Genomic DNA, 22,577 nt, shown 5'->3' with positions numbered 1-22,577 from the left:
GCGCGGTTCCTGTGGGAGCGGGCGTGCCCGCGAAGAGGCCGGCACAGGCATTTCACTCCCCTTCCTCCCAAAAACAGTCAATAATTCTCCCAGCCACGTGGGCAGGATCGCCCGTTTTCGTGTCCAAACGAATGACAACTGCATCCAAGGAACCGGACCTATGCTGCGCCGCCGCATGCTCATCATGTTGGCCGTGGTTCTGCTGATCGTGCTGGCCCTGGGGGGCTACAAAGCCTTTTCGATCTACCAGCAGATCCAGATGTTCACTGCCCCCAAGCCGCCCATCACCGTAGCGGCCGCTGTGGCCGAACAGCGCCAGTGGCAAGAGCGCCTGCCCGCCGTCGGCAGCCTCAAGGCCCTGCAAGGCGTTGACCTGAGCCTGGAGGTGGAAGGCATCGTCAAAGCCTTGCATTTCGACTCGGGCCAGCAGGTCAAGGCCGGGCAACTGTTGCTGCAACTCAATGACGACCAGGAAACCGCCCTGCTCGGCACCGCCCAGGCCGACCTGGGCCTGGCCAAGGTCGATTTCGGCCGTGGTAGCCAGCTGGTCGGCGACGCGGCCATCTCCCGTGGCGAGTTCGATCGCCTTACCTCCCAATACCGGCGTAACCAGGCGGTGGTCGAGCAGCTCAAGGCGCAGAAGATCAAGAAAAGCATCAACGCCCCGTTCAGCGGCACCATCGGCATCCGCCAGGTGGACATCGGCCAATACCTGGCCGCCGGCACAGTGATCGCCACCCTGCAGGACACCTCCAGCCTGTACGTCGACTTCAACGTACCGGAACAGGCCCTGCCACGCCTGAGCCTGGGCCAGCAGGTGCTGGTGCAAGTGGCCGCTTACCCGGGCCAGACTTTCCCCGCCAGCCTGAGCGCCATCAACCCCAAGGTCGAGGAAGCCACGCGCAACCTGCTGGTACGCGCCACCATGGCCAACCCCGACGGCAAACTGCTGCCGGGCATGTTCGCCAGCCTGTTGATCCTGCTGCCCAACCCACAGCCGCAAGTGGTGGTGCCGGAAAGCGCCATTACTTACACCCTGTATGGCAACTCGGTGTATGTCGCCTCGCCAAAAAAAGACAAGGACGGCAAGCCGGAAAACGACGACAAAGGCCAACCCCAACGGGTGGCCGAACAGCGCACCGTTCAGACCGGCGAGCGCCGAGACGGCGTGGTGGTGGTCAGCAAAGGCCTGCAGGCAGGGGAGCAAGTGGTCACTGCCGGGCAGCTGAAACTCACCCCCGGTGCTGCGATACGCATCGGCCAGGATAACGCTCTAAAGCCCGCACCGGGCACAGCGGCCAAGGACTGACAGGAGGCTGGCATGGCGTTCACCGACCCGTTCATCCGCCGCCCGGTGCTGGCCAGTGTGGTCAGCCTGCTGATCCTGCTGCTGGGCTTCCAGGCCTGGAACAAGCTGCAGATCCGCCAGTACCCGCAGATGGAAAACGCCCTGATCACGGTAACTACCGCCTACCCCGGGGCCAACGCCGAAACCATCCAGGGCTACATCACCCAGCCGCTGCAACAAAGCCTGGCCAGCGCCGAAGGCATCGACTACATGACCTCGGTGAGCCGGCAGAACTTCTCGATCATTTCCATCTACGCGCGGATCGGCGCCGACAGCGACCGGCTGTTCACCGAGTTGCTGGCCAAGGCCAACGAAGTGCGCAACAAGCTGCCCCAGGACTCCGAAGACCCGGTACTGAGCAAGGAAGCCGCCGATGCCTCGGCGCTGATGTACGTCAGCTTCTACAGCAAGGAAATGAGCAACCCGCAGATCACCGACTACCTGTCGCGGGTGATCCAACCCAAGCTGGCCACTTTGCCGGGCATGGCCGAGGCGGAAATCCTCGGCAACCAGGTGTTCGCCATGCGGCTGTGGCTGGACCCGGTCAAACTGGCCGGTTTCGGCCTGTCGGCCACCGACGTGACCAACGCCGTACGCCGCTACAACTTCCTCTCCGCCGCCGGCGAGGTAAAGGGCGAATACGTGGTCACCAGTATCAACGCCAGTACCGAGTTGAAGTCGGCCGAGGCGTTCGCCGCCCTGCCGGTCAAGACCAGCGGTGACAGCCGCGTGCTGCTGGGCGATGTGGCGCGGGTCGAAATGGGCGCGGAAAACTACGACACGGTCAGCTCGTTCGATGGCACCCCGTCGGTGTACATCGGCATCAAGGCCACCCCCGCCGCCAACCCGCTGGAGGTGATCAAGGAAGTGCGGCGCATCATGCCCGAACTGCAAAGCCAGCTGCCCTCGGCCCTGAAAGTGTCGATCGCCTACGACGCCACACTGTTCATCCAGGCCTCCATCGACGAAGTGATCAAAACCCTCGGCGAAGCGGTGCTGATCGTCATCGTGGTGGTGTTCCTGTTCCTCGGTGCCCTGCGTTCGGTACTGATCCCGGTGGTGACCATACCGTTGTCGATGATCGGCGTGCTGTTCTTCATGCAGATGATGGGCTATTCGCTTAACCTGCTGACCCTGCTGGCGATGGTCCTGGCCATCGGTCTGGTGGTGGACGATGCCATTGTCGTGGTGGAAAACATCCACCGGCACATGGAGGAAGGGAAGTCACCGTTCGACGCAGCCCTGGAAGGTGCCCGCGAGATCGCCATGCCCGTGGTGTCGATGACCATCACCTTGGCCGCCGTATACGCACCGATCGGCTTCCTCACCGGGCTCACAGGGGCCCTGTTCAAGGAGTTCGCCCTGACCCTGGCTGGGGCGGTGATCATTTCCGGCATCGTTGCCCTCACCCTGTCACCGATGATGTGCGCCCTGCTGCTGCGCCAGGAGCAGAACCCCAGCGGCCTGGCCCACCGCCTCGACCAACTGTTCGAACGCCTGAAGGTGCGCTACCAGAAGCTGCTGCACGCCACCCTCGACAGCCGGCCGGTAGTGCTGGTGTTTGCCGTGATCATCCTGTGCCTGATCCCGGTGCTGCTCAAGTTCACCCAGAACGAACTGGCGCCCAACGAGGACCAGGGGGTGATATTCATGATGAGCAGCTCGCCGCAACCGGCCAACCTCGATTACCTCAACGCCTACACCGACCAGTTCACGCCGCTGTTCAAGGCTTTCCCCGAATACTACTCATCGTTCCAGATCAACGGTTTCAACGGCGTGCAGACCGGCATTGGTGGCTTTTTGCTCAAGCCCTGGAACGAGCGCGAGCGCACGCAGATGGAGTTGCTGCCGCTGGTGCAGGCCAAACTCGAAGAAATCGGCGGCCTGCAGATCTTCGGCTTCAACCTGCCGTCGTTGCCGGGCACTGGCGAGGGCCTGCCGTTCCAGTTCGTGATCAATACCGCTGGCGACTACCCAGCACTGCTGGAAGTGGCCCAGCGCATCAAGGCGCGCGCGCAGGAATCGGGCAAGTTCGCCTTCCTCGACGTCGACCTAGCCTTCGACAAGCCCGAGGTGGTGGTGGATATCGACCGGGCCAAGGCGGCGCAGATGGGGGTGTCGATGGACACCCTCGGCGGCACCCTTGCGACCTTGCTGGGCGAAGCGGAAATCAACCGCTTCACGCTTGAGGGCCGCAGCTACAAGGTGATCGCCCAGGTAGAACGGCCGTACCGCGACAACCCGGGCTGGCTGAACAACTACTACGTGAAGAACGACCAGAACCAATTGCTGCCGCTGTCGACCCTGATCACCCTCACCGACCGCGCCCGCCCACGCCAGCTCAATCAGTTCCAGCAACTGAACTCGGCCATCATCCAGGGCGTGCCTATGGTCAGCCTGGGCGAAGCGCTGAAGACCGTGCAGGACATCGCCCGCGAAGAGGCACCGGAAGGCTTCGCCTTCGACTATGCCGGCGTGGCCCGCCAGTATGTTCAGGAAGGCAGCGCGCTGTGGGTTACCTTCGGCCTGGCACTGGCGATCATCTTCCTGGTGCTGGCGGCGCAGTTCGAAAGCTTCCGCGACCCGTTGGTGATTCTGGTAACCGTGCCCTTGTCGATCTGTGGCGCGCTGTTGCCGCTGTTCCTGGGCATATCGAGCATGAACATCTACACCCAGGTCGGCCTGGTGACCTTGATCGGCCTGATCAGCAAGCACGGCATTCTCATTGTCGAGTTCGCCAATCAGTTGCGTGAGGAGCGCGGTTTGAGCGTGCGCGAGGCCATCGAGGAAGCGGCGGCGATTCGCCTGCGGCCGGTGCTGATGACCACGGCGGCGATGGTGTTCGGCATGGTGCCGCTGATTCTGGCGACTGGCGCCGGGGCGGTCAGCCGTTTTGACATCGGTACGGTGATTGCCACCGGGATGTCGATTGGCACGTTGTTTACTCTGTTTGTGCTGCCTTGTATCTATACCTTGTTGGCGCACAAGGCGAAAGCCAAGGAAGCTGCAATAGCCTGATTCGGCCTCTTCACGGGCTTGTGGGAGCGGGCAAGCCCGCGAAGAGGCCCGCACTGCAGATGCAAAAATGCCAGAGGCCCCGCAATCGCGAGGCCTCTGGCATTTCTAGCTAACGCAGGGCTCAACCAAATGGCCGCAACCCCTGACGCAGGCCGAACAGGAACAGCAACAGGTCCTGATCTGGCGCGACCTGTGCCTGTTGCTGCGGTTTCGCTTCCCGCGGCAATGCGCACTGGTCGGCCATCTCGGCCTTGCTGAACACGTTCGGCCTCGGCTCTTCCCAGGCTGCCACCGCCACGGTGGTCACCGCCAGGCCAGCTACCAGGAACAAAGCTCGAGCTATTTCTAGTTTCATTACTCTAACCCTTTGACAGCGCTGCCAAACGCCATCTTGTAAAAGTAGAGCAGCGTCTGCCATTCCGCGTCATTGATCGACGAATGGCGGCGCAGCTGGCGCAGGTCGTTACCTGCTGCACGCTGGCAGCTGATGCGCCGTCGGCACTTTTCCAGGTCCAACAGCGCCACCTCGACGCGGGCCTGCTCACCCTCGCCAATTACCTTGATGAACACGTGCTTGCCATACAGGCAGCCGTGCTGCCAGTGCCCCAGGTGCATGCGTGCCAGGTTGTCCGCCAGATCCTTGAGCATGCGCTCATGCACCACCTGTGGGTACCGCTCGCGGGCACCTTCGGCATGCCAGGTGTCGAGTTCGACAAAGCCGTCCAGCGCTTCACTGACCAGCAGCGCACGCCACTGGTGGTCGGCATCGCGCTCGGCGCCACAGAAGACAATGCGCGGTACACGCACGCCCAGTTGCTCGAAGCTGTTCAACGCATCCAGTTCACGCAATACCGTAGGCCGGCCGAAAGGGTGCAGCAGGCTGCGGTAGATATGCCCGACCTGCCGTTTGGCATACAGCAGCTTGCCATTGGCATCGTTGAGGCGTTGCACGCCACTCTCACCGCCGCGCCGCTGGTTAGGCTCCTCGACCCACTCGCCTTGCTGGCGCCAATAAAAATCGAAGCGCGACTCCCCTCTCTGGGCTACAGCCATCAAACACTACCCCTTACGCAATACGTAGACCCGCCACATGGCATAGAACGGCAGGAAGTCGAGGCGTTCCTGGATTCTGAAGCCGGCGGCCGTGAATTCTTCTTCGACCGTTTCGGCCGGTAACACGAAACGGTTCTGGTAATTGTCCTGTTCGGCCTTGGCGCTGCGGCGCTGCTCGAGTTTTTTCCGGCGCCAGGCCTTGAAGTTGCCATCCACCCACAGGGACAGGATCACACTATCACGGCTAACCCGCTGAAATTCCGAAAGTATGGTCTTTCTGTGCGCAGATTCGCCAATGTGGTGGAACAGACGCATACAAAAAATGCTGTCCACCGAGTTGTCCGGCAGGTCGATAGCAAATGCCGAAGTCTGCAAAGGCCGTACCCGTGCCACCACCTCTGGCGGTTGCGCCGCACAGGCCGTCTCGATCATCGCCTCGGAGTTGTCGGCCCCGATGATCACCCGGTTGGGCTTTTCAGCCAGCAGTGGCCAGAAGCGGCCGGCACCGCACGGCAGGTCCAGTACCAGGCCAGGCTCGCCAGCCAATGCCAGGGCGCGACGCGCCAGCTGCTCATCTCGCTTGTGGGAAAGGCGTCGCGCCAGGCCGTCCTGGTGCTTGAGAAAGTACTCACGCGCATGGTCTTTGTCGTACTTCTCGGAAAATTCAAGCTTGATGGGGCTACGCATTGGGTATCTCCTGACTCCATTGCGAGCACATTAGGTAGGCAAGCGTTGGAATCAGGTCATGCCAATGTGAAAAAAACGTTGAGCCCCATTTGACCTGTTACAACAGATTACTCAGCCAAGGCATCCGGGTCGCCTTGGCCGGCTGTGTTGCTCAGGTCTACCCGAAAGCGGCAACCATGCGGCAAAGTGGATGTCAGGGTGACATGCCAGCCCTGGTCGTCACAAATTCGCTGCACCAACGACAGGCCCAGGCCCAGGCCCTCGCCACGCCGTTCATCACCACGCACGAACGGTTTGAACATGGCCTCGCGCTGCTCTTCAGGAATACCCACGCCGCTGTCCTCTACACTGAAGCCGTTGGCTTCCAGGCTCAGGCGTATGTAGCCGCCATCGGTGTAGTGCGCCGCATTACGCAGCAGGTTGCCCATCACCGACTGCAGGAAGGTGGCGTTGTACAGCACCGGGCTGGCGCTGACACGGCCATCGAAGTACAGGGTGAGGCCCTTCTGTTCGATGGTGTCGCGCCATACGCCGATCAGCTCATCGGCCACTTCGCGCAGGGTCGCCTGCGATGCCACCGCACCCTCGTCGCGCTGCGCCCGGGCCAGCATAAGGAAAGTCTTGACCAATTCGCGCATTTCCTCGGTGGCCCGCGCCACACGTTCCACCTGGCTGCGCGCGCGAGCATCGAGGTTAGGGTTTTCCATCAGCAACTCGCAGGAGGTCGCCAGCACCATCAACGGTGTGCGCAGCTCGTGGCTGACGTCACTGGTGAACAGCCGTTCGCGGGTCAACGCGTCGCGCAGGCGGCCCAGGGTGTCATCGAACGCGACTGCCAGCTGGCCCACTTCGTCCGCCGCGTAATCCGGTGCCAGTGGCGGGGCCAGGCCCAGCAACTGGTCGCGGTGACGCACCTGGCGCGCCAGACGGATGACCGGTGCCATTACCCGACGTGCCACCAGCCAGCCGAGGATCACGGCCAGCACCAGGCTGAGCACGAAGCCCACCACCACCACCGCGAACAGCACACGCTCGCGCTCTTCGAAATCGCTCTGATCCTGCAGCAGTACATAGCGGCGGCCATCGACGATCTCGACCATGGCGTGATACGACAGTTGGTCGCGGAACACCTCGTGGAAGCCGCGATCGAGGTGGCGCAAGTCCTTGGGCAGCTCGAAATCGTCGCGCCCGCCGCTGAAGTAGAACAGCTGGTCGGGACGCGGCCGGTGGCTCCAGTCACTGACGCTGTCCATACGCAACAGGCGCTGCAGGTCACCGCCCAGTACCGAGGAAATCAGCCGCTCTTCAACCAGGTGCACGGTGGCGACGATGCCAAAGGCGAAGGCCCCGGCCACCAGCGCACTCATCAAGGCAAAAGCAATGATGATGCGCTGGGCAAGGCTTTGCTTAAACTCCATCGCGGCCCTCGGCGAGGCGATAGCCGACGCCATGGACGGTATGCAACAACGGTTTTTCAAACGGTTTGTCGATCACCTGGCGCAGCTGGTGCACATGGCTGCGCAGGCTGTCGCTGTCGGGGCAGTCGTCGCCCCACAGGGCTTCTTCCAGCACCTCGCGGCGCAGGACGTGCGGGCTTTTTTGCATCAGCACCGCCAGCAGCTTGAGGCCGACCGGGTTGAGCTTGAGCAGGCGGCCCTGGCGGGTAACTTCGAGGGTGTCGAGGTCGTAGCTGAGGTCCGCCACCTGCAGGGTACGGCGCCCGCCGCCCTGGGCACGGCGCAGCACCGCTTCGATGCGCGCCGCCAACTCCGACAGGGCAAACGGCTTGAGCAGGTAGTCATCGGCACCTGAGCGGAAGCCTTGCAAGCGGTCGTCGAGCTGGTCACGGGCGGTGAGCATGATCACCGGCGTGTCGCGGCGGGCGTCTTCGCGCAGGCGCTTGCACAGGGTGTAGCCATCGATGCCGGGCAGCATGATGTCGAGCACGATCAAATCGTAGTGTTCGGTGGCGGCCAGGTGCAGGCCGGACAGGCCATCCTGGGCACAGTCGACGGTGTAACCCTTCATGCCCAGGTAATCGGCCAGGTTGGCCAGGATATCGCGGTTGTCTTCAACCAAAAGAATGCGCATCGGTTTCTCCTGTGCGGCGCTTCTCGCTGTGGTGCGCGGCAGGCGCAGCTTAAGGCCTATGCCTGCACGGTGCCAGCCCCTGGGAAAATTCACCGCACTTGACGGTTTTTTCACTGATCCTTCACGGACACAGGATAGCGGCCAGCCGACAATGCCCGATCTTTTTCGCGCCCTGGAGCCGTCATGCAGCAACGCACCCGCCCTCGCCCGATCAACTACTGGCTGTACCTGGGGATACCCCTGGCGACCGCGCTGGCCTTGATTCTGCTGGAGCTGACTTCGGTCGACATGGATGTGGCCAACCTGTTCTTCGATCCCGTTGCCGGGCAGTTCATTGGCCGCCACAGCTACCTTCTGGAAAACATCCTGCATGACCGGGTCAAGCAAGTGGTGATTTTGCTGGGGGTGCTATCGCTGTTCACCTTTGCTGCGAGCTTTTTCTGGAAGCGCTTGTTCGGCTGGCGCCGCGAATTGGGCTGCCTGGTGCTGGCACTGGGCTTGTCCACGGCGTTTGTCACACCGCTGAAGAAGGTCACCCAGGTGCAGTGCCCGTGGAGCCTCACACAGTTTGGCGGCACGGAAACCTACAGCAAGCTGCTGGAGCCACGGCCGGCTACCGACAAAGCCGGGCTGTGCTGGCCGGGTGGGCATGCAGCCACCGGGTTCTGCCTGTTCGGCCTGTTCTTCATGTTGCGTGATCGCAAGCCGCGTCTGGCACAGGTGGCATTCGTGGTGGCCTTGATAGCAGGGTCGGTGCTGTCGGTGGGCAGAATGATGCAAGGGGCGCACTTCTTGTCGCACAACGTGTGGACGGCAGTGTTCTGCTGGTTGATAGGGTTGGGGTCTTATTACCTTGTGCTGTATCGGCATGGGGTGGCTGAGGAGCCTGTCGTCGAGCGTAGCGTCGCCTGACAGAGGAGCATGTCTTGAGTTTGATGCGGTGCGTAAACCGAGCGCCGCCCGCGCGGCGCTCGATCTCGCAGGCGCCACATAACCCACACCAAGCAAAAAGCCCCGGTTCTCACGAACCGGGGCTTTTTGATGGTGCAGGGGGTAAGGCTGGCTTACATCATGCCGCCCATGCCACCCATGCCGCCCATGTCTGGCATGCCGCCGCCAGCTGGGGCTTCGCTCGGAGCGTCAGCAATCATGGCTTCGGTGGTGATCATCAGACCGCCAATCGAAGCAGCAGCTTGCAGGGCCGAACGGGTGACCTTGGCTGGGTCCAGGATACCCATCTCGATCATGTCGCCGTATTCACCGGTAGCAGCGTTGTAACCGAAGTTACCCGAACCTTGCTTGACCTTGTCAGCGACAACGCTTGGCTCGTCGCCGGCGTTGGCAGTGATCTGGCGCAGCGGGGCTTCAACAGCACGGCGCAGCAGGGCGATACCGACGTTCTGGTCTTCGTTTTCGCCTTTCAGGTCAACGATCGCGGCCAGGGCACGAACCAGAGCAACACCACCGCCAGGCACCACGCCTTCTTCAACGGCTGCACGGGTAGCGTGCAGGGCGTCTTCAACGCGGGCTTTCTTCTCTTTCATTTCAACTTCGGTGCCGGCACCGACCTTGATAACGGCAACACCGCCAGCCAGCTTGGCCAGACGCTCTTGCAGCTTCTCACGGTCGTAGTCCGAGGAAGTTTCTTCGATCTGGGCGCGGATCTGCTTGACGCGTGCTTCGATCTCGGTGTCGGCGCCAGCGCCGTCGATGATGGTGGTGTTTTCCTTGGACAGGATGACGCGCTTGGCGTTACCCAGGTGCTCCAGGGTAGCGGTTTCCAGGGACAGACCGATTTCTTCGGAGATGACCTGGCCGCCAGTCAGGACGGCGATGTCCTGCAGCATGGCCTTGCGGCGGTCGCCGAAGCCTGGCGCCTTGACCGCTGCAACCTTGACGATGCCGCGCATGTTGTTGACTACCAGGGTAGCCAGCGCTTCGCCTTCGACGTCTTCGGCAACGATCAGCAGTGGGCGGCCGGCCTTTGCAACGGCTTCCAGAACTGGCAGCAGCTCACGGATGTTGGAGATTTTCTTGTCGACCAGCAGCAGCAGCGGGCCTTCCAGCTCGGCAACCATGGTGTCTGGCTTGTTGACGAAGTATGGCGACAGGTAGCCACGGTCGAACTGCATGCCTTCTACGACGGACAGTTCGTTTTCCAGGCCCGAGCCTTCTTCAACGGTGATCACGCCTTCTTTACCGACTTTTTCCATGGCTTCGGCAATGATGTTGCCGATGGAGTCGTCAGAGTTGGCGGAGATGGTGCCTACCTGGGCGATGGCCTTGGAGTCAGCGCATGGCTTGGACAGGTTCTTCAGCTCGGCAACGACTGCAGCGGTGGCCTTGTCGATACCGCGCTTGAGGTCCATCGGGTTCATGCCGGCAGCGACGGCTTTCAGGCCTTCGTTGACGATGGCCTGAGCCAGAACGGTAGCGGTGGTGGTGCCGTCACCGGCAGCGTCGTTGGCCTTGGAAGCCACTTCCTTGACCAGCTGGGCGCCCATGTTTTCGAACGCGTCTTTCAGCTCGATTTCTTTGGCGACGGAAACGCCGTCCTTGGTGATGGTTGGCGCGCCGAAGCTCTTGGCCAGTACCACGTTACGGCCTTTCGGGCCCAGGGTCGCTTTTACCGCGTCAGCCAGAACGTTGACACCAACCAGCATTTTCTTACGAGCGGAATCGCCGAATTTTACGTCTTTAGCAGCCATGATCGTTTAATCCTTGGAATTCTTTGGAGTAACGGGAAGTCGGGGAAATCAGCCTTCGATGACGGCGAGGATTTCGTTCTCGGCCATGACCAACAGGTCTTCGCCATCGACTTTCACGGTGTTGCTGCCCGAGTAAGGGCCGAAAACCACTTTGTCACCCACTTTCACGGCCAGCGCGCGAACTTCGCCGTTTTCCAGGATGCGACCGGTGCCGACGGCAACAACTTCGCCGCGGTTTGGTTTTTCAGCGGCCGAACCCGGCAGGACGATACCGCCAGCGGTTTTCGATTCTTCTTCGCTGCGACGGATAACGACGCGGTCATGCAGAGGACGAAGCTTCATTGTCGATCTCTCCCAAATTGTGGTTTTCATCGGCCGGTATCGACACCGGCGGGTTGATGCTGTCCGGCGTTGCCGGGAGGTGGCCCGCAATGGGCGAACCACCTGTGTAATGTCTGGCGTTGCCGCCAGAAACCTTGCGGTGACCACATACATGAGGCCGCCATAATCAATTACAAGGCTTGAGATACAAAATTTTTCGTCAGGCCAAAAAAACCGGGGCCGCTTGCGCGGCCCCGGGCGTTTTACTTGTCGCGGCGCTCGTACTCGCCTTCGATCACGTTCGGGCGATGGCCACCCTCTCGTGGCTGCGCCTGGAACGGGTCATCCTGGAACGCACGCTGACGCATGGCCTGGGCCTCGGCACGCTCACGCATCTTGCGCGCCGCCAGGCGGCGGGTGAACGGCAGCAGGCACAGCACGCCCAGCACATCGCTGATGAAGCCCGGCAGCAGCAGCAGGCCACCACCCACGGCCAGCATCATGCCCTGGAACATGTCCTCGGCGGGCAATTCGCCACGTTGCAGGCTTTCACGGGCGCGCAGTGCGGTGGCCAGGCCGGCCACCCGCATCACCAGCACACCCAGGGCGGAGCCGGCGATGATCAGCAGCAACGCCGGGAAGAAACCGATTGCCGCGCTGACCTTCACGAAGACGAACAGCTCCAGCACAGGAAAAATCAGAAACAGCAGTAGAAAAGCACGCATCAAGGGTTCCTCGACGGAAGATAACCTTCCAATAAGACCTCACATGGATGCCTGCGCTCCAGATTTCAACCCTCGACTTGCGCCTGAACCGGCCACTGGTCGGCGCGCGCCAGTAAAACCAAGGCTTCGCGGACTTGTGTCGGCGTGTTGCAAGTATTCGGGAATGGCAGCCAATACACGGCCTGACCGATGCGCAGGTGCATGCCTTCGCTGTCTACGCCAACCATCTGCGCCGGCGCATGCTGCGGCAGGTCGGTCAGTTCGACGTAATGGGCGATGGCGTTGGCATGATCGCTGTTCATGTGCTCGACCATGCTTGCCTCGGCCTTGCCGGCGAACGGATTGCCCAGGGTTACCTGGTCAAGCCAGTGGATGGCGCCGAAGCCGCCGATGTAGCGGTGGCGCACTGGCTGCAACACCCAGAAATCGAAGTCGTGGGCCTTGTGGTAGTTGGCCGCTTCCGGGAAATAGCGGTAGTAGCGCTCGGCAGCCGCCTCGATAGCGGCTTCGTCGACCAGCTTGTGTGCCTCGGCCATCACGGTCAGGCGCCCCACGGCCTGCACATCCTCCGCCTCGCGCTCCCCCACCAGCAGCGAGCATTTCGGGTCTTTCTGCAGGTTGTGGGTGTGCTGGGCAATGCGGCTGATGAGGATCAGCGGGTTGCCCTGGGCGTCCAGGCAGTACGGCACGACGGAACCGAAGGGGTAGCCGGGCATCGACTTGGAATGAGTCGAGAGCACGCCACGGTATTCCTTGAGCAGCAGTTCCCGGGCGGGGCGGATGGCGTTGGTACTCACTTGAGGGCGGCTCCTGGCGGACTGGATGGAGGACAAGATAAGCATTATCAGGTCCAGTGCCAATGGGGTCCTTCCGACCGCCTGCAGGCCGTACACCATCCCCTGTAGGAGCGGCCCTGTGTCGCGATGGGCCGCAAAGCGGCCCCAAAAAATTACCAGGTAACGCCGAAGCCCGCGGTATAGCGCGTCTTGTCCAGGTCACTCTCACGCGTGCCGGTGATGATGTCCTTCTCCGCCTTGAGGTTCAGCGAGGCCCACTCGGTGACCTTGTAGCGCAGGCCAATCTCGGCATCCAGCGAGTAGTCGGCCACGCCACCCAACGGTTTGGCGAACTCGCCGTTGGTGAACAATTGCACGTTCTTGCCGATCAGGTAGCGGGTGTAGTCCCACTTCACCGCCGCGGAATAGAAGTTGTCCTTGGAGCCGTCCTGGTACTCGAAGTCGGTGCGGTTGATCAGCGAGCCCAGCGAGAACGCGCCCAGTTCGTCATCCCAGAACTGGTAACCCGGGCCGGTGCCGACGGTACGCTGACGGGCCAGGTCTTCGATACGGTCGCGCTTGTATTCCGCACGCCCCTGCCAGAACCACTTCTCGGTCATGAAGCGGTCCAGGGCGTACTCGGCGCTCCAGTTGTCGGTGGTGGTGACGTCGTCCTTGGTCTCGCGGTTGTATTCGCCTTCGGCATTGTGCCGCCAGCGGCCATGGCGGGCGGTGGTCTTGAAGCCTACGTCGTAATCGTCGGTGTCGTTCTCGGCGCGCTTGTAGTCCAGCGCTACGTCGACGTTGCCTTTCCATACGAAGTCCTCGACCAGGGGCTTGGGCTTCATGATCTGCTCGATGCTGGCCAGTTCCACCGTTTTCGGCGCCTCGCCATTGGCCAGAGTCACCTTGCCTGGCTCGGCGGCCTTCAGCGACTTGGCCTTCTCACCGCTGTAGGCGTCCTGCTTGACCAGCATCTCCTGGTCGCTTTCCAGTGTTTGGACTTCTTTCCAGTCCAGGGCGATCGACCCGCCATAGGGGGTTTCCAGCAGCAGCTTGCCGCCGTCGAAAACTTTGATCTTGCCACTGAGCCGGTCACCGTTTTTCATCCACACGGTGTCGGCGAACACCGGGGAGGCGCACAAGGAGGCAGCTAGCAGGCACAACAACGATCTAGTATTCATAAGCGGACTACGGGTTCGATTCGACGAAAAAAGCCGGGCATTATCCAGATACCGCCGGCCAGAGCAAGGACAGACCGAGCACATGCCGTTGAGTTCAACTCTCATTTGCCGGACCACCGGTCCGGTTTCATCTACAGCCCAAGGGGGGCGTGATGTCTGATGGATATGCGCACGCGCTTGATTCCGCCGAGGGCCGACGAACGGCGCTATATTCAGTACTTGGGCAGGTGCCGGCCGGCAAAGTGGTGAGCTATGGCCAACTGGCCGACCTGGCGGGGCTTGGCCGAGCAGCGCGCTGGGTCGGGCGTACCCTTGGGCAGTTGCCCGAGGACACACGCCTGCCCTGGCACCGGGTGCTCGGTGCAGGGGGCCGGTTGAGCCTGGCACTGGGCACCCCATCGGGGGATGAACAACGGGCGCGACTACGCGCGGAAGGTGTGAATGTAACCAACAATCGTGTGGATATGACGCGCCATGGCTGGCGCCCAATGGAGCACAGCGGTTAGAGTGCGCGCTTTGTTTTCGCAAACTTGAGGCAGATGTTGGCCCATGCCCCGTAAAACCTGGCGCGCTGCGCTTGCTGCCTATGCCAGCCCGTCAACCTTGGTACTTTTGCTACTCGGTTTCGCCGCCGGCCTGCCCTACATGCTGGTGTTCTCGACCCTGTCGGTGTGGTTGCGCGAAGCCGGCGTGGCCCGTGAAACCATTGGTTATGCCAGCCTGATCGGCCTGGCCTACGCCTTCAAGTGGGTGTGGTCGCCGCTGCTCGACCAATGGCGCCTGCCGCTGCTCGGTGGCCTGGGTCGCCGCCGCTCGTGGCTGCTGTTATCGCAGGCGCTGGTGGTGATCGGCTTGGTCGGCATGAGCCTGTGCGACCCGCAACAACATCTGTCATGGCTGATTGCCATGGCCGTGCTGGTGGCCTTTGCCTCGGCGACCCAGGACATCGCTGTGGACGCCTACCGCTTGGAGATCGCTGACGACCAGCGTCAGGCTGCGCTCGCTGCCAGCTACATGGCCGGGTACCGGGTAGCTGCCCTGCTGGCCACGGCCGGCGCGCTGTTCTTTGCCGAATGGTTCGGCTCCACCGGTTTCAGCTATCTGCACAAGGCATGGGCCGGCACCTACGTGATGTTCGGGGTGATGATGCTGCCCGCCCTGTTCACCACCCTGGTCATGCGCGAACCGCCAGTGCCCATGCGCACTCAGCTGTCGGCAGCACGCTATGGGCTGGTGCACCAGATGGCCTCGGTGTTCGTGTTGATCATCCTCCTGGTGTCGGTACCGGCCAGCTTCACCCAGATGTTCAACACCGGCTGGTCCAGCGTGATTTCCGGTGACGCCACGCCGCTCGATCTGTTACTGGAAGACCGCGCTTTCCTGCGCCTGATCCTTTACGTGCTGCTGACCTGGGCGTGCCTGTCGAGCCTCGGCCGTCGCGGCCTGGCCCCAGTGCTGACCCCGGTCAACGACTTCATCGCCCGCTACCGCTGGCAAGCCCTGCTGCTGCTTGGCCTGATTGCCACCTATCGCATGTCGGACACGGTGATGGGCGTAATGGCCAACGTGTTCTACATCGACATGGGCTTCACCAAGGACCAGATCGCCAGCGTCAGCAAGATCTTCGGCCTGATCATGACCCTGGTCGGCGCCGGGGTCGGCGGCCTGTTGATCGTGCGCTTCGGGATCATGCCGATCCTGTTCATCGGCGGCGTAGCCTCGGCCGGCACCAACATCCTGTTCCTGATGCTGGCAGACATGGGCCCGAACCTGGAAATGCTGGTGGTGACCATCTCGCTGGACAACTTCAGCTCTGGCATGGCCACTTCGGCCTTTGTCGCCTACCTGTCGAGCCTGACCAACCTCAAGTTCTCGGCGACCCAATATGCGCTGCTCAGCTCGATCATGCTGCTGTTGCCACGCCTGATCGGCGGCTATTCGGGGGTGATGGTGGAGAAGTTCGGTTACCACGACTTCTTCCTGATTACTGCCTTGCTGGGCGTGCCTACATTGATTCTGATCGCCCTGCAGTGGCGCCAGGAGGCTGGGCGAGGCACCCCGGTGGCAGAGGAAAACTCGGCGGCCGAGCGGCCCTGATAGATCGATGGCCCCTGTACTGGCCTATTCGCGGGTGAACTCGCGCAGGCCAGTACAGGCAATGAAGTTACTGAGCTACAGCCCCTTCCCCATGGCGCCCGCCTACGACAAACCACAACGGCCACAACGCCAACGCCCCCGCCACACCCGCCGCCAGGGCAAAGTGCAGCAAGCTGGCACCGGCGCCAATCATCGCCAGCAACGCCCCGCCCAGCCCCAACAAGGCAATGGTGATCATCCCCAGCATGGCCGAAACCAGGCCCTTGCTTTGCTCGCTGGAGAACAACGTCATGCGGTACAGCACCGCGTTGGCCACGCCCAACCCCAGTGCGTACAGCGACATGCCCGCCACCACACTGGTCACGCTCGGCCAGTACCAGGTCACCAGCACCATCAGGCTCAGGCCGGCCAGGTACGGCCACAGCGCGCCACGCACCAAAGCCGGCAACGGGTAGCGGTCGGCGATACGGTTGATGATCAGGTTGCCGAGAATCAGCCCGCCAAATACCGGCAACTGCCACAAAGCGTATTCCAGGGTGCTTAAACCCTCATCGTGAATCAGCAGCACCGGCGACAGGCCAATCCAGCCAATCAGTGGCAAGCCGACCAGCCCAAGGGCAGCGCTGCCGGCAACGAAGCGGCGGTTGGCCAGCAACTGGCCGTAACCCGCCAGCAGTGGCAGCAGGTGGATTGGTGTGAATGCCAGGCGCGAGCCATCTCGGCGTTCCACACCCAGGGTTTCCGGCATCAGGCGATACAGCAGCAGCCAGACCAACACCGCGCCAATGGCGAACGCCACGAACAGCCAGCGCCAGTCCAGCCACTGCAGCAACAAGGTGCCCACCAGCGGCCCGAGCAGCGGCGACAGCAGGGCAATGTTGGCCAGCAAGGCCATCATGCGCACGGCATCAGCCTCGCTGAAGGCCTCGTTCAGCGCCGGGTAGCTGACCGTGACCACAAAGCCCAGGCCTATGCCCTGCAACAGGCGCAGCAGGTTGAACAGGCCAATATCATGGACCCAGAAGGTGGCCAGGCAGGACAAACCGAAGAACGCGCAACCGACCAGCAGCAACGGGCGCCGGCCATATCGGTCGGCCAGCGGGCCGATCAGCCATTGCAGTACCACGCCCCCCAGCAGGTACAGGTTGAGAGCATGGGGAATGTATTCGGGGCTGGCGTTCAGGTCGCCGACCACCACCGGCATGGCCGGCATGACCGCGTCGCTGGCCAGGTAGGTCAGCAGCTCGAACAGAGCCAGGGTCAGGCCGAACAGCAAGGCACGCAAGGGGGTGATGTACAGCAGTGGTTTCATGATGGCGTATCGGGTGTGACAGGAAGGGTCAGGCTATATGCCAGAAATGGGGTGATATTGCTGTGAACAAGTGTAAAAAAAGGGCCGCATTGCGGCCCCGGTCTCATGCGCAATTACTGCGCTGCAGTCTCCTGCACCACACGAATCACCCGCTGCGGGAACGGAATGTCGATCCCTTCGGCCTTTAACCGGTCACGCGCATGCTCGTTGAGCATGAACATCACGTCCCAGTAATCGGACGTCTTGGTCCACAACCGCAGCGACACGGTAATCGAGCTGTCGCCCAGCGTCGCCACTACCGCCTGCGGTGCAGGGTCAGGCAGCACACGCGGGTCCTCTGCCAGCGCCAGCAGCACATTGCGAGCCTTCTGCAGGTCGGCCTCGTAGTCCACACCTACATCGAACACCACCTTGCGCGTCGGCTGGCGGTTGGTGTTGGTGATGATGCCGTTGGACAGGCTACCGTTGGGCATGATGACGGTCTTGTTGTCACCGGTGCGCAGCACGGTGTGGAAGATCTGGATGCTGTCGACGGTGCCGGAAACACCCTGCGCCTCGATCCAATCACCGATACGGAACGGGCGGAACATCAAAATCAACACACCGCCGGCGAAGTTCGCCAGGCTACCTTGCAAGGCCAAGCCGATGGCCAGGCCTGCGGCACCGATGGCGGCAACGAACGAGGTGGTCTCGATGCCGATCATCGAGGCCACGCTGACCATCAGCAGCACCTTCAGCACGATGTTCGCCAGGGTACTGATAAAACCCTGCAGCGCCAGGTCGGCGTTGCGCAGGCCAACCAGCTTGCCGAGGCGGGCGCTGACCTTGTTGATGATCCACCAGCCGACCGCGAGGGTGAGCAGTGCCAGCAGCACACGGCTGCCGTATTCCATGATCAAAGGGATCCAGGTTTGCGATTGGCGGACCAGCTGATCGACTTCAGCGTTCAAATCCATACTCATCTCCTGATGCCGAGCGGCAAGTACACGGTAAAACAGGCCGCGCGTGTTTACGCAGCCCCGGCCCCCATGGACATCATTACGCCATCGGGGTTCCGGGCGGCGCCTGCATCAGTCGCGGAAGTTGTTGAACTGCAGCGGCATGTCAAATTCCTTGGTGCGCAGCAGGGCAATGGCTTCCTGCAGGTCGTCGCGCTTCTTGCCGGTTACGCGCACCTGCTCGCCCTGGATGGCGGCCTGTACTTTCAGCTTGCCATCCTTGATGGTGGCAACGATCTTTTTCGCCAGGTCCTTGTCGATGCCCTCGCGGAACTTGGCTTCCTGTTTCTTTTCCTTGCCGGAAGGGTACGGGTCCTTGGTTTCCAGGCATTTCACGTCGATCTTGCGTTTGACCAGTGCCAAGCGCAGGATTTCCAGCATCGCTTCGAGCTGGAACTCTTCCTCGGCGGTAAGCATCACGGTCTGATCTTTGTCCTTGAACTCGAAGGAGCCCTTGCCCTTCAGGTCGTAACGGCGATCAAGTTCCTTGATGGCGTTATCAACGGCGTTCTGCACTTCGTGCTTGTCCAGTTCCGATACCACGTCGAACGAAGGCATGGTTGTTCTCCCAAAATAAAAGCGCGCTCAGGCTGAAGATGGAGCGCGCTGGGTTTGACGGTTAAAATGCGGGCTCATTATAACGGGTTGCGAAACGCATATGAGCAGCACCTGGCATATTCTCGGCGCCGGCAGCCTGGGCAGCCTGTGGGCCTGCCGCCTGGCACGCGCGGGCAAGGCAGTGCGCCTGATCCTGCGCGACGGGCAACGGCTGCAGGCTTATCAGCAGGCCGGCGGCCTGACCCTGGTCGAACAGGAGCAACCCCAGCACTACGCCATCCTTGCCGAAACCGCGCAGGCGCAAGGCCCGATCCACCGCCTGCTGGTAGCCTGCAAGGCCTATGATGCGGCGCTGGCGATCGCCGGTGTAGCACCGCGGCTTGCCGAGGGCGCCGAGGTACTGCTGTTGCAAAATGGCCTTGGCAGCCAGGATGAGGTCGCCGACCTGGTGCCACGCGCGCGCTGCATCTTCGTCTCCAGCACCGAGGGGGCCTTTCGCGAAGGGGACTGGCAGGTGCGTTTTGCCGGCCATGGCTTCAACTGGCTGGGCGACCCACGCAACCCCACGATCCCTGCCTGGTTCGATGACCTGCACGAAGCAGGCATTCCCGCTGAGTGGACGGTGGACATTCTCACCCGCTTGTGGCGCAAGCTGGCGCTCAATTGCGCCATCAACCCGCTGACTGTGCTGCACGACTGCCAGAACGGCGGGCTGCTGGGGCACTTGGCTGAAGTGCAGGCTCTGTGCGTCGAGCTGGCCCAGTTGCTACGCCGCTGTGGTCAGCCGAAAGCAGCCGATGAGCTGGACGAAGAAGTGCAGCGGGTTATCCTCGCCACCGCAGCCAACTACTCTTCGATGTACCAGGACGTGCGCGCGGGCCGGCGCACCGAGCTGCACTACCTGCTCGGCCATGCCTGCCGGGCCGCAGGCCGGCATGGCCTGCAGCTGCCGCAGCTGGAACACCTGCTGCAGCGCCTGGTCGAAAACCTGCGCACGCGTGGCTTGCCCTGCGACTGACGCGGCCCTCCAACCGGATACGGACATTGCCTAGCCCATGACCTTGCGCCAACGCCTGGAAAACCTGCCGGTCGGGCAGAAGCTGCTGGCGGCCCTGCTGGTATTGCTGGTAACCATCCTGCTGGTGGCCAACCTTACCTTCATCAGCGCCGCCTACTGGATCACCCAGGAAAGCATGGCACCGCAGGCTCTGCAGACCATAGGCCGGCTGGTAGCCAACCCGCAGCTTGCGGCCCGCGCCGGCGATACCCCCGACACCGCCAGCGCCCTGCTCAAGGAGCTGGACAGCTACACACCGCTGCGCGCTGCCGCTGTCTACGGGGGTGATGGTCGCCTGCTTGCACAACTGCAGCATGGCGAGCCGCTGGCCCTGCCCAAGCGTTTTCGCAACATCGACGGCTGGCGCCTGATGGAATTTCGAAGCACTCAGCTGATCCGCATTCCGCGCGATGCCAACCCACCGGCGCACCTGCTGCTGGTGGCCAGCAGCGAACTGCCCACGGCCTTCTACACCGGCACCCTCAGCGCCAGCCTGGGCATTCTGGTGTTCAGTATCCTGCTGTGGATCGTCATCGCCCGGCAGATCAAACGCCTGATCACCCAGCCGATCAACCAGCTGGAAGAACTCAGCCGCCAGGTCACCCGCGAAGAGAGCTACGCCTTGCGCGCCCGGCGCGGCAACGACGATGAAATCGGCAGCCTGGCCGAGGCTTTCAATACCATGCTGTCGCGCATCGAGGCCCGCGAGCATCAGCTCAAGCGCGCCCGCGACGAATTCCAGGATGCCTACGACCAGGCTCAGGGCCTGGCCGAGGAGACCCGCCACACCAACCGCAAGCTGGAACTGGAAGTGCAGGTGCGCAGCAAGATCGAGAAAAAGCTCACCGGCTTCCAGAACTACCTCAATAGCATCATCGACTCGATGCCCTCGGCACTGATCGCCCTCGACGAACAGCTTTACGTGACCCAGTGGAACCACGAAGCCACGGTGCTTTCCGGCACGCCGCTGGACGAAGCACTGAACCAGCCAGTGTTCATTGCCTTTGAACCGCTCAAGCCGTTCCTGCCACAGCTGAAGGAAACCGTGGAAAAACACCGGGTGGCGAAGATCGAGCGGGTTACCTGGCCCAAAGACGACGACCTGCGCCATTACGCCCTGACCTTCTACCCGCTGACCGGCGGCGGCGGGCGCGGTGTGGTCATCCGTATCGACGACATCACCCAGCGCCTGTCACTGGAAGAAATGATGGTGCAATCGGAGAAAATGCTTTCGGTCGGTGGCCTGGCTGCCGGCATGGCCCACGAAATCAACAACCCGCTGGGCGCCATCCTGCACAACGTGCAAAACATACGCCGACGCCTGTCGACCGACCTGCCGCGCAACCAGGAACAGGCCCAAGAGCTGGGCATCGACCTGGCCACGGTCAACCGCTACCTGGACAGCCGCGAGGTGCCGCAACTGCTCGACGGCATCGCGCAAGCCGGCGCCCGGGCGGCGAAAATCGTAACCCACATGCTCAGCTTCAGCCGACGCAGCAACCGCCAGCTGGTGCCGTGCGAGCTGCCGGCACTGATCGACCAGGCACTGGAAATTGCTGGCAATGACTTCGACCTGGCCATCGGTTTCGACTTCAAGGGCCAGGCAATCGTGCGCCAGTTCGACCCCAACCTGGGGCCAGTACCCTGCACGGCCAACGAGCTGGAACAAGTGCTGCTCAACTTGCTGAAGAACGCCGCCCAGGCCATCCACCAGCGCCCGCAGCCGAGTGAGCCCGGGCGCATCACCCTGCGTACCCGGCTGAACCCGCCATGGGCGGAGATCCAGGTCGAGGACAACGGCGTCGGCATGCCCGAAGCGGTGCGCAAGCGCACCTTCGAGCCGTTCTTCACCACCAAGGAAATCGGCCAGGGCACCGGGCTTGGCCTGTCGGTCTCGTACTTCATCATCACCAATAACCATAAGGGGCAGATGGAAGTGCAGTCCACGCCCGGCCAGGGCACTTGCTTTACCCTGCGCTTGCCCCTCGGCCAGCCGGCGACGCCGGCCAACACGGAGAAGTGACATGGGCTACCGCCTGTCGAAGATCTACACTCGCACCGGCGACAAGGGCGAAACCGGCCTGGGCGACGGACGCCGGGTACCCAAGGACCACCCGCGGATCGAGGCAATTGGCGAGGTGGACAGCCTGAACAGCCAGTTGGGCCTGCTGCTGGCGGGGCTGGACGAGCAAGGGCTGGACGAGCTGAGTGCTGTGCTGGTGCCATGTCAGCACCGCTTGTTCGACCTGGGTGGTGAGCTGGCGATGCCCAGTTACCAGGCGTTGACCCTGGCAGAGGTGGAGCGCCTGGAGGCGGCCATCGATGTGTGGAACGAAGAGCTGGGGCCGTTGAAGAACTTCATCTTGCCCAGTGGTTCGGCGCTGGTGGCACAAGCCCATGTGTGCCGCAGCCTGGCGCGCAGTGCAGAGCGGCGGTGTCAGCAGTTGAATGCCATAGAGCCGCTGCAAGGCGTTGGGTTGGCGTACATCAATCGGCTTTCCGATCTGCTGTTCGTGGCAGCGCGGATCATTGGCAGACGCCAGGGCGTGGCTGAGGTGTTGTGGCAGCCTGCTGAGAAACCGAAAGGCTGAAATTTACGCGATTCCCTGTGGGAGCGGGTTTACCCGCGAAGCATCCAACGCGG

21 protein-coding genes are annotated in these 22,577 nt (G+C 62.2%); 8 read left to right on the top strand and 13 right to left on the bottom strand.

From position 1 onward, the window contains the following. Nucleotides 1-160: 160 nt before the first annotated feature. Together DM807_RS00640 and DM807_RS00635 are read left to right on the top strand one after the other, a co-directional pair. The gene (locus tag DM807_RS00640; protein ID WP_060493222.1) at nt 161-1,309 is read left to right on the top strand and encodes an efflux RND transporter periplasmic adaptor subunit; all 1,149 of its coding nucleotides are present in this window, start codon (nt 161-163) and stop codon (nt 1,307-1,309) included. Nucleotides 1,310-1,321: 12 nt separating this feature from the next. Further along, entirely contained in the window at nt 1,322-4,366 is a 3,045-nt protein-coding gene (locus tag DM807_RS00635; protein ID WP_012274029.1) for a multidrug efflux RND transporter permease subunit, read from the top strand. Nucleotides 4,367-4,487: 121 nt separating this feature from the next. Here DM807_RS00635 and DM807_RS00630 read toward each other — a convergent pair whose 3' ends face one another. From DM807_RS00630 to colR, 5 genes are all read right to left on the bottom strand, one after another. Continuing rightward, nucleotides 4,488-4,721, bottom strand: coding sequence for a hypothetical protein (locus DM807_RS00630; RefSeq protein ID WP_012274030.1), 234 nt, complete (start codon nt 4,719-4,721; stop codon nt 4,488-4,490). Then, nucleotides 4,721-5,419, bottom strand: a complete 699-nt coding sequence (locus DM807_RS00625; protein WP_012274031.1) for a lipopolysaccharide kinase InaA family protein — start codon at nt 5,417-5,419, stop codon at nt 4,721-4,723. The genes DM807_RS00630 and DM807_RS00625 overlap by 1 nt, the downstream gene beginning before the upstream one ends. Nucleotides 5,420-5,425: 6 nt before the next feature. Next, nucleotides 5,426-6,106 carry a class I SAM-dependent methyltransferase gene (locus DM807_RS00620; protein WP_012274032.1) on the bottom strand — a complete coding sequence of 227 codons (681 nt, stop codon included), beginning with the start codon at nt 6,104-6,106 and terminating at the stop codon, nt 5,426-5,428. A gap of 107 nt (nt 6,107-6,213) precedes the next feature. After that, a complete protein-coding gene (locus DM807_RS00615; protein ID WP_012274033.1) occupies nt 6,214-7,524 on the bottom strand; it encodes a sensor histidine kinase in 1,311 nt (436 codons plus the stop codon). Beyond that, on the bottom strand, nt 7,514-8,197 hold the full coding sequence (gene colR / locus DM807_RS00610) for a two-component system response regulator ColR (protein ID WP_003255215.1): 684 nt from the start codon (nt 8,195-8,197) through the stop codon (nt 7,514-7,516). The genes DM807_RS00615 and colR overlap by 11 nt, the downstream gene beginning before the upstream one ends. A 183-nt stretch (nt 8,198-8,380) precedes the next feature. Between colR and DM807_RS00605 the strand changes: the two genes are divergently transcribed. Beyond that, the gene (locus DM807_RS00605; RefSeq protein ID WP_012274034.1) at nt 8,381-9,109 is read left to right on the top strand and encodes a phosphatase PAP2 family protein; all 729 of its coding nucleotides are present in this window, start codon (nt 8,381-8,383) and stop codon (nt 9,107-9,109) included. 152 nt (nt 9,110-9,261) lie between these two features. Here DM807_RS00605 and groL read toward each other — a convergent pair whose 3' ends face one another. The 5 genes from groL to DM807_RS00580 form a co-directional block, all read right to left on the bottom strand. After that, nucleotides 9,262-10,905, bottom strand: coding sequence for a chaperonin GroEL (groL, locus tag DM807_RS00600; RefSeq protein WP_012274035.1), 1,644 nt, complete (start codon nt 10,903-10,905; stop codon nt 9,262-9,264). Between the two features lie 48 nt (nt 10,906-10,953). Beyond that, a complete protein-coding gene (locus DM807_RS00595; protein WP_012274036.1) occupies nt 10,954-11,247 on the bottom strand; it encodes a co-chaperone GroES in 294 nt (97 codons plus the stop codon). A 242-nt stretch (nt 11,248-11,489) separates the two neighbouring features. Further along, entirely contained in the window at nt 11,490-11,951 is a 462-nt protein-coding gene (locus tag DM807_RS00590; RefSeq protein ID WP_012274037.1) for an FxsA family protein, read from the bottom strand. 65 nt (nt 11,952-12,016) lie between these two features. Then, complete coding sequence (locus DM807_RS00585; protein WP_060493229.1) at nt 12,017-12,748, bottom strand: HugZ family pyridoxamine 5'-phosphate oxidase; 732 nt, start codon at nt 12,746-12,748, stop codon at nt 12,017-12,019. Nucleotides 12,749-12,900: 152 nt separating this feature from the next. After that, on the bottom strand, nt 12,901-13,911 hold the full coding sequence (locus DM807_RS00580) for a DUF481 domain-containing protein (protein WP_012274039.1): 1,011 nt from the start codon (nt 13,909-13,911) through the stop codon (nt 12,901-12,903). A gap of 152 nt (nt 13,912-14,063) precedes the next feature. On the opposite strand from DM807_RS00580, the gene DM807_RS00575 reads away from it, so the two are divergent. Next, a complete protein-coding gene (locus DM807_RS00575; protein ID WP_179026936.1) occupies nt 14,064-14,417 on the top strand; it encodes an MGMT family protein in 354 nt (117 codons plus the stop codon). A 43-nt stretch (nt 14,418-14,460) separates the two neighbouring features. Further along, nucleotides 14,461-16,008 carry an AmpG family muropeptide MFS transporter gene (locus DM807_RS00570; protein ID WP_012274041.1) on the top strand — a complete coding sequence of 516 codons (1,548 nt, stop codon included), beginning with the start codon at nt 14,461-14,463 and terminating at the stop codon, nt 16,006-16,008. 67 nt (nt 16,009-16,075) lie between these two features. Here DM807_RS00570 and DM807_RS00565 read toward each other — a convergent pair whose 3' ends face one another. The 3 genes from DM807_RS00565 to DM807_RS00555 all read right to left on the bottom strand — a co-directional run bounded on the left by DM807_RS00565 (nt 16,076) and on the right by DM807_RS00555 (nt 18,876). Continuing rightward, nucleotides 16,076-17,320 carry an MFS transporter gene (locus DM807_RS00565; protein ID WP_012274042.1) on the bottom strand — a complete coding sequence of 415 codons (1,245 nt, stop codon included), beginning with the start codon at nt 17,318-17,320 and terminating at the stop codon, nt 16,076-16,078. A gap of 113 nt (nt 17,321-17,433) precedes the next feature. Then, the gene (locus DM807_RS00560; protein WP_012274043.1) at nt 17,434-18,276 is read right to left on the bottom strand and encodes a mechanosensitive ion channel family protein; all 843 of its coding nucleotides are present in this window, start codon (nt 18,274-18,276) and stop codon (nt 17,434-17,436) included. 114 nt (nt 18,277-18,390) lie between these two features. Continuing rightward, nucleotides 18,391-18,876, bottom strand: a complete 486-nt coding sequence (locus DM807_RS00555; RefSeq protein ID WP_012274044.1) for a YajQ family cyclic di-GMP-binding protein — start codon at nt 18,874-18,876, stop codon at nt 18,391-18,393. Nucleotides 18,877-18,976: 100 nt separating this feature from the next. Here DM807_RS00555 and DM807_RS00550 point away from each other — a divergent pair, with 100 nt between their 5' ends. The 3 genes from DM807_RS00550 to DM807_RS00540 are packed head-to-tail and all read left to right on the top strand — an operon-like array spanning nt 18,977 to nt 22,524. Continuing rightward, nucleotides 18,977-19,894, top strand: a complete 918-nt coding sequence (locus DM807_RS00550; protein WP_179026935.1) for a putative 2-dehydropantoate 2-reductase — start codon at nt 18,977-18,979, stop codon at nt 19,892-19,894. 37 nt (nt 19,895-19,931) lie between these two features. Next, nucleotides 19,932-21,956: a sensor histidine kinase gene (locus DM807_RS00545; protein ID WP_012274046.1), complete on the top strand. Its 2,025-nt coding sequence runs from the start codon at nt 19,932-19,934 to the stop codon at nt 21,954-21,956. A 1-nt stretch (nt 21,957) separates the two neighbouring features. Then, nucleotides 21,958-22,524 carry a cob(I)yrinic acid a,c-diamide adenosyltransferase gene (locus tag DM807_RS00540; protein WP_012274047.1) on the top strand — a complete coding sequence of 189 codons (567 nt, stop codon included), beginning with the start codon at nt 21,958-21,960 and terminating at the stop codon, nt 22,522-22,524. The last annotated feature ends 53 nt before the right edge of the window (nt 22,525-22,577 follow it).

Source organism: Pseudomonas hunanensis (genome assembly GCF_013393325.1).
Lineage (GTDB): Bacteria > Pseudomonadota > Gammaproteobacteria > Pseudomonadales > Pseudomonadaceae > Aquipseudomonas > Aquipseudomonas putida_P.
Note: the sequence above shows the minus strand (reverse complement) of the source record. Positions and strands in the feature narration are given on the sequence as shown.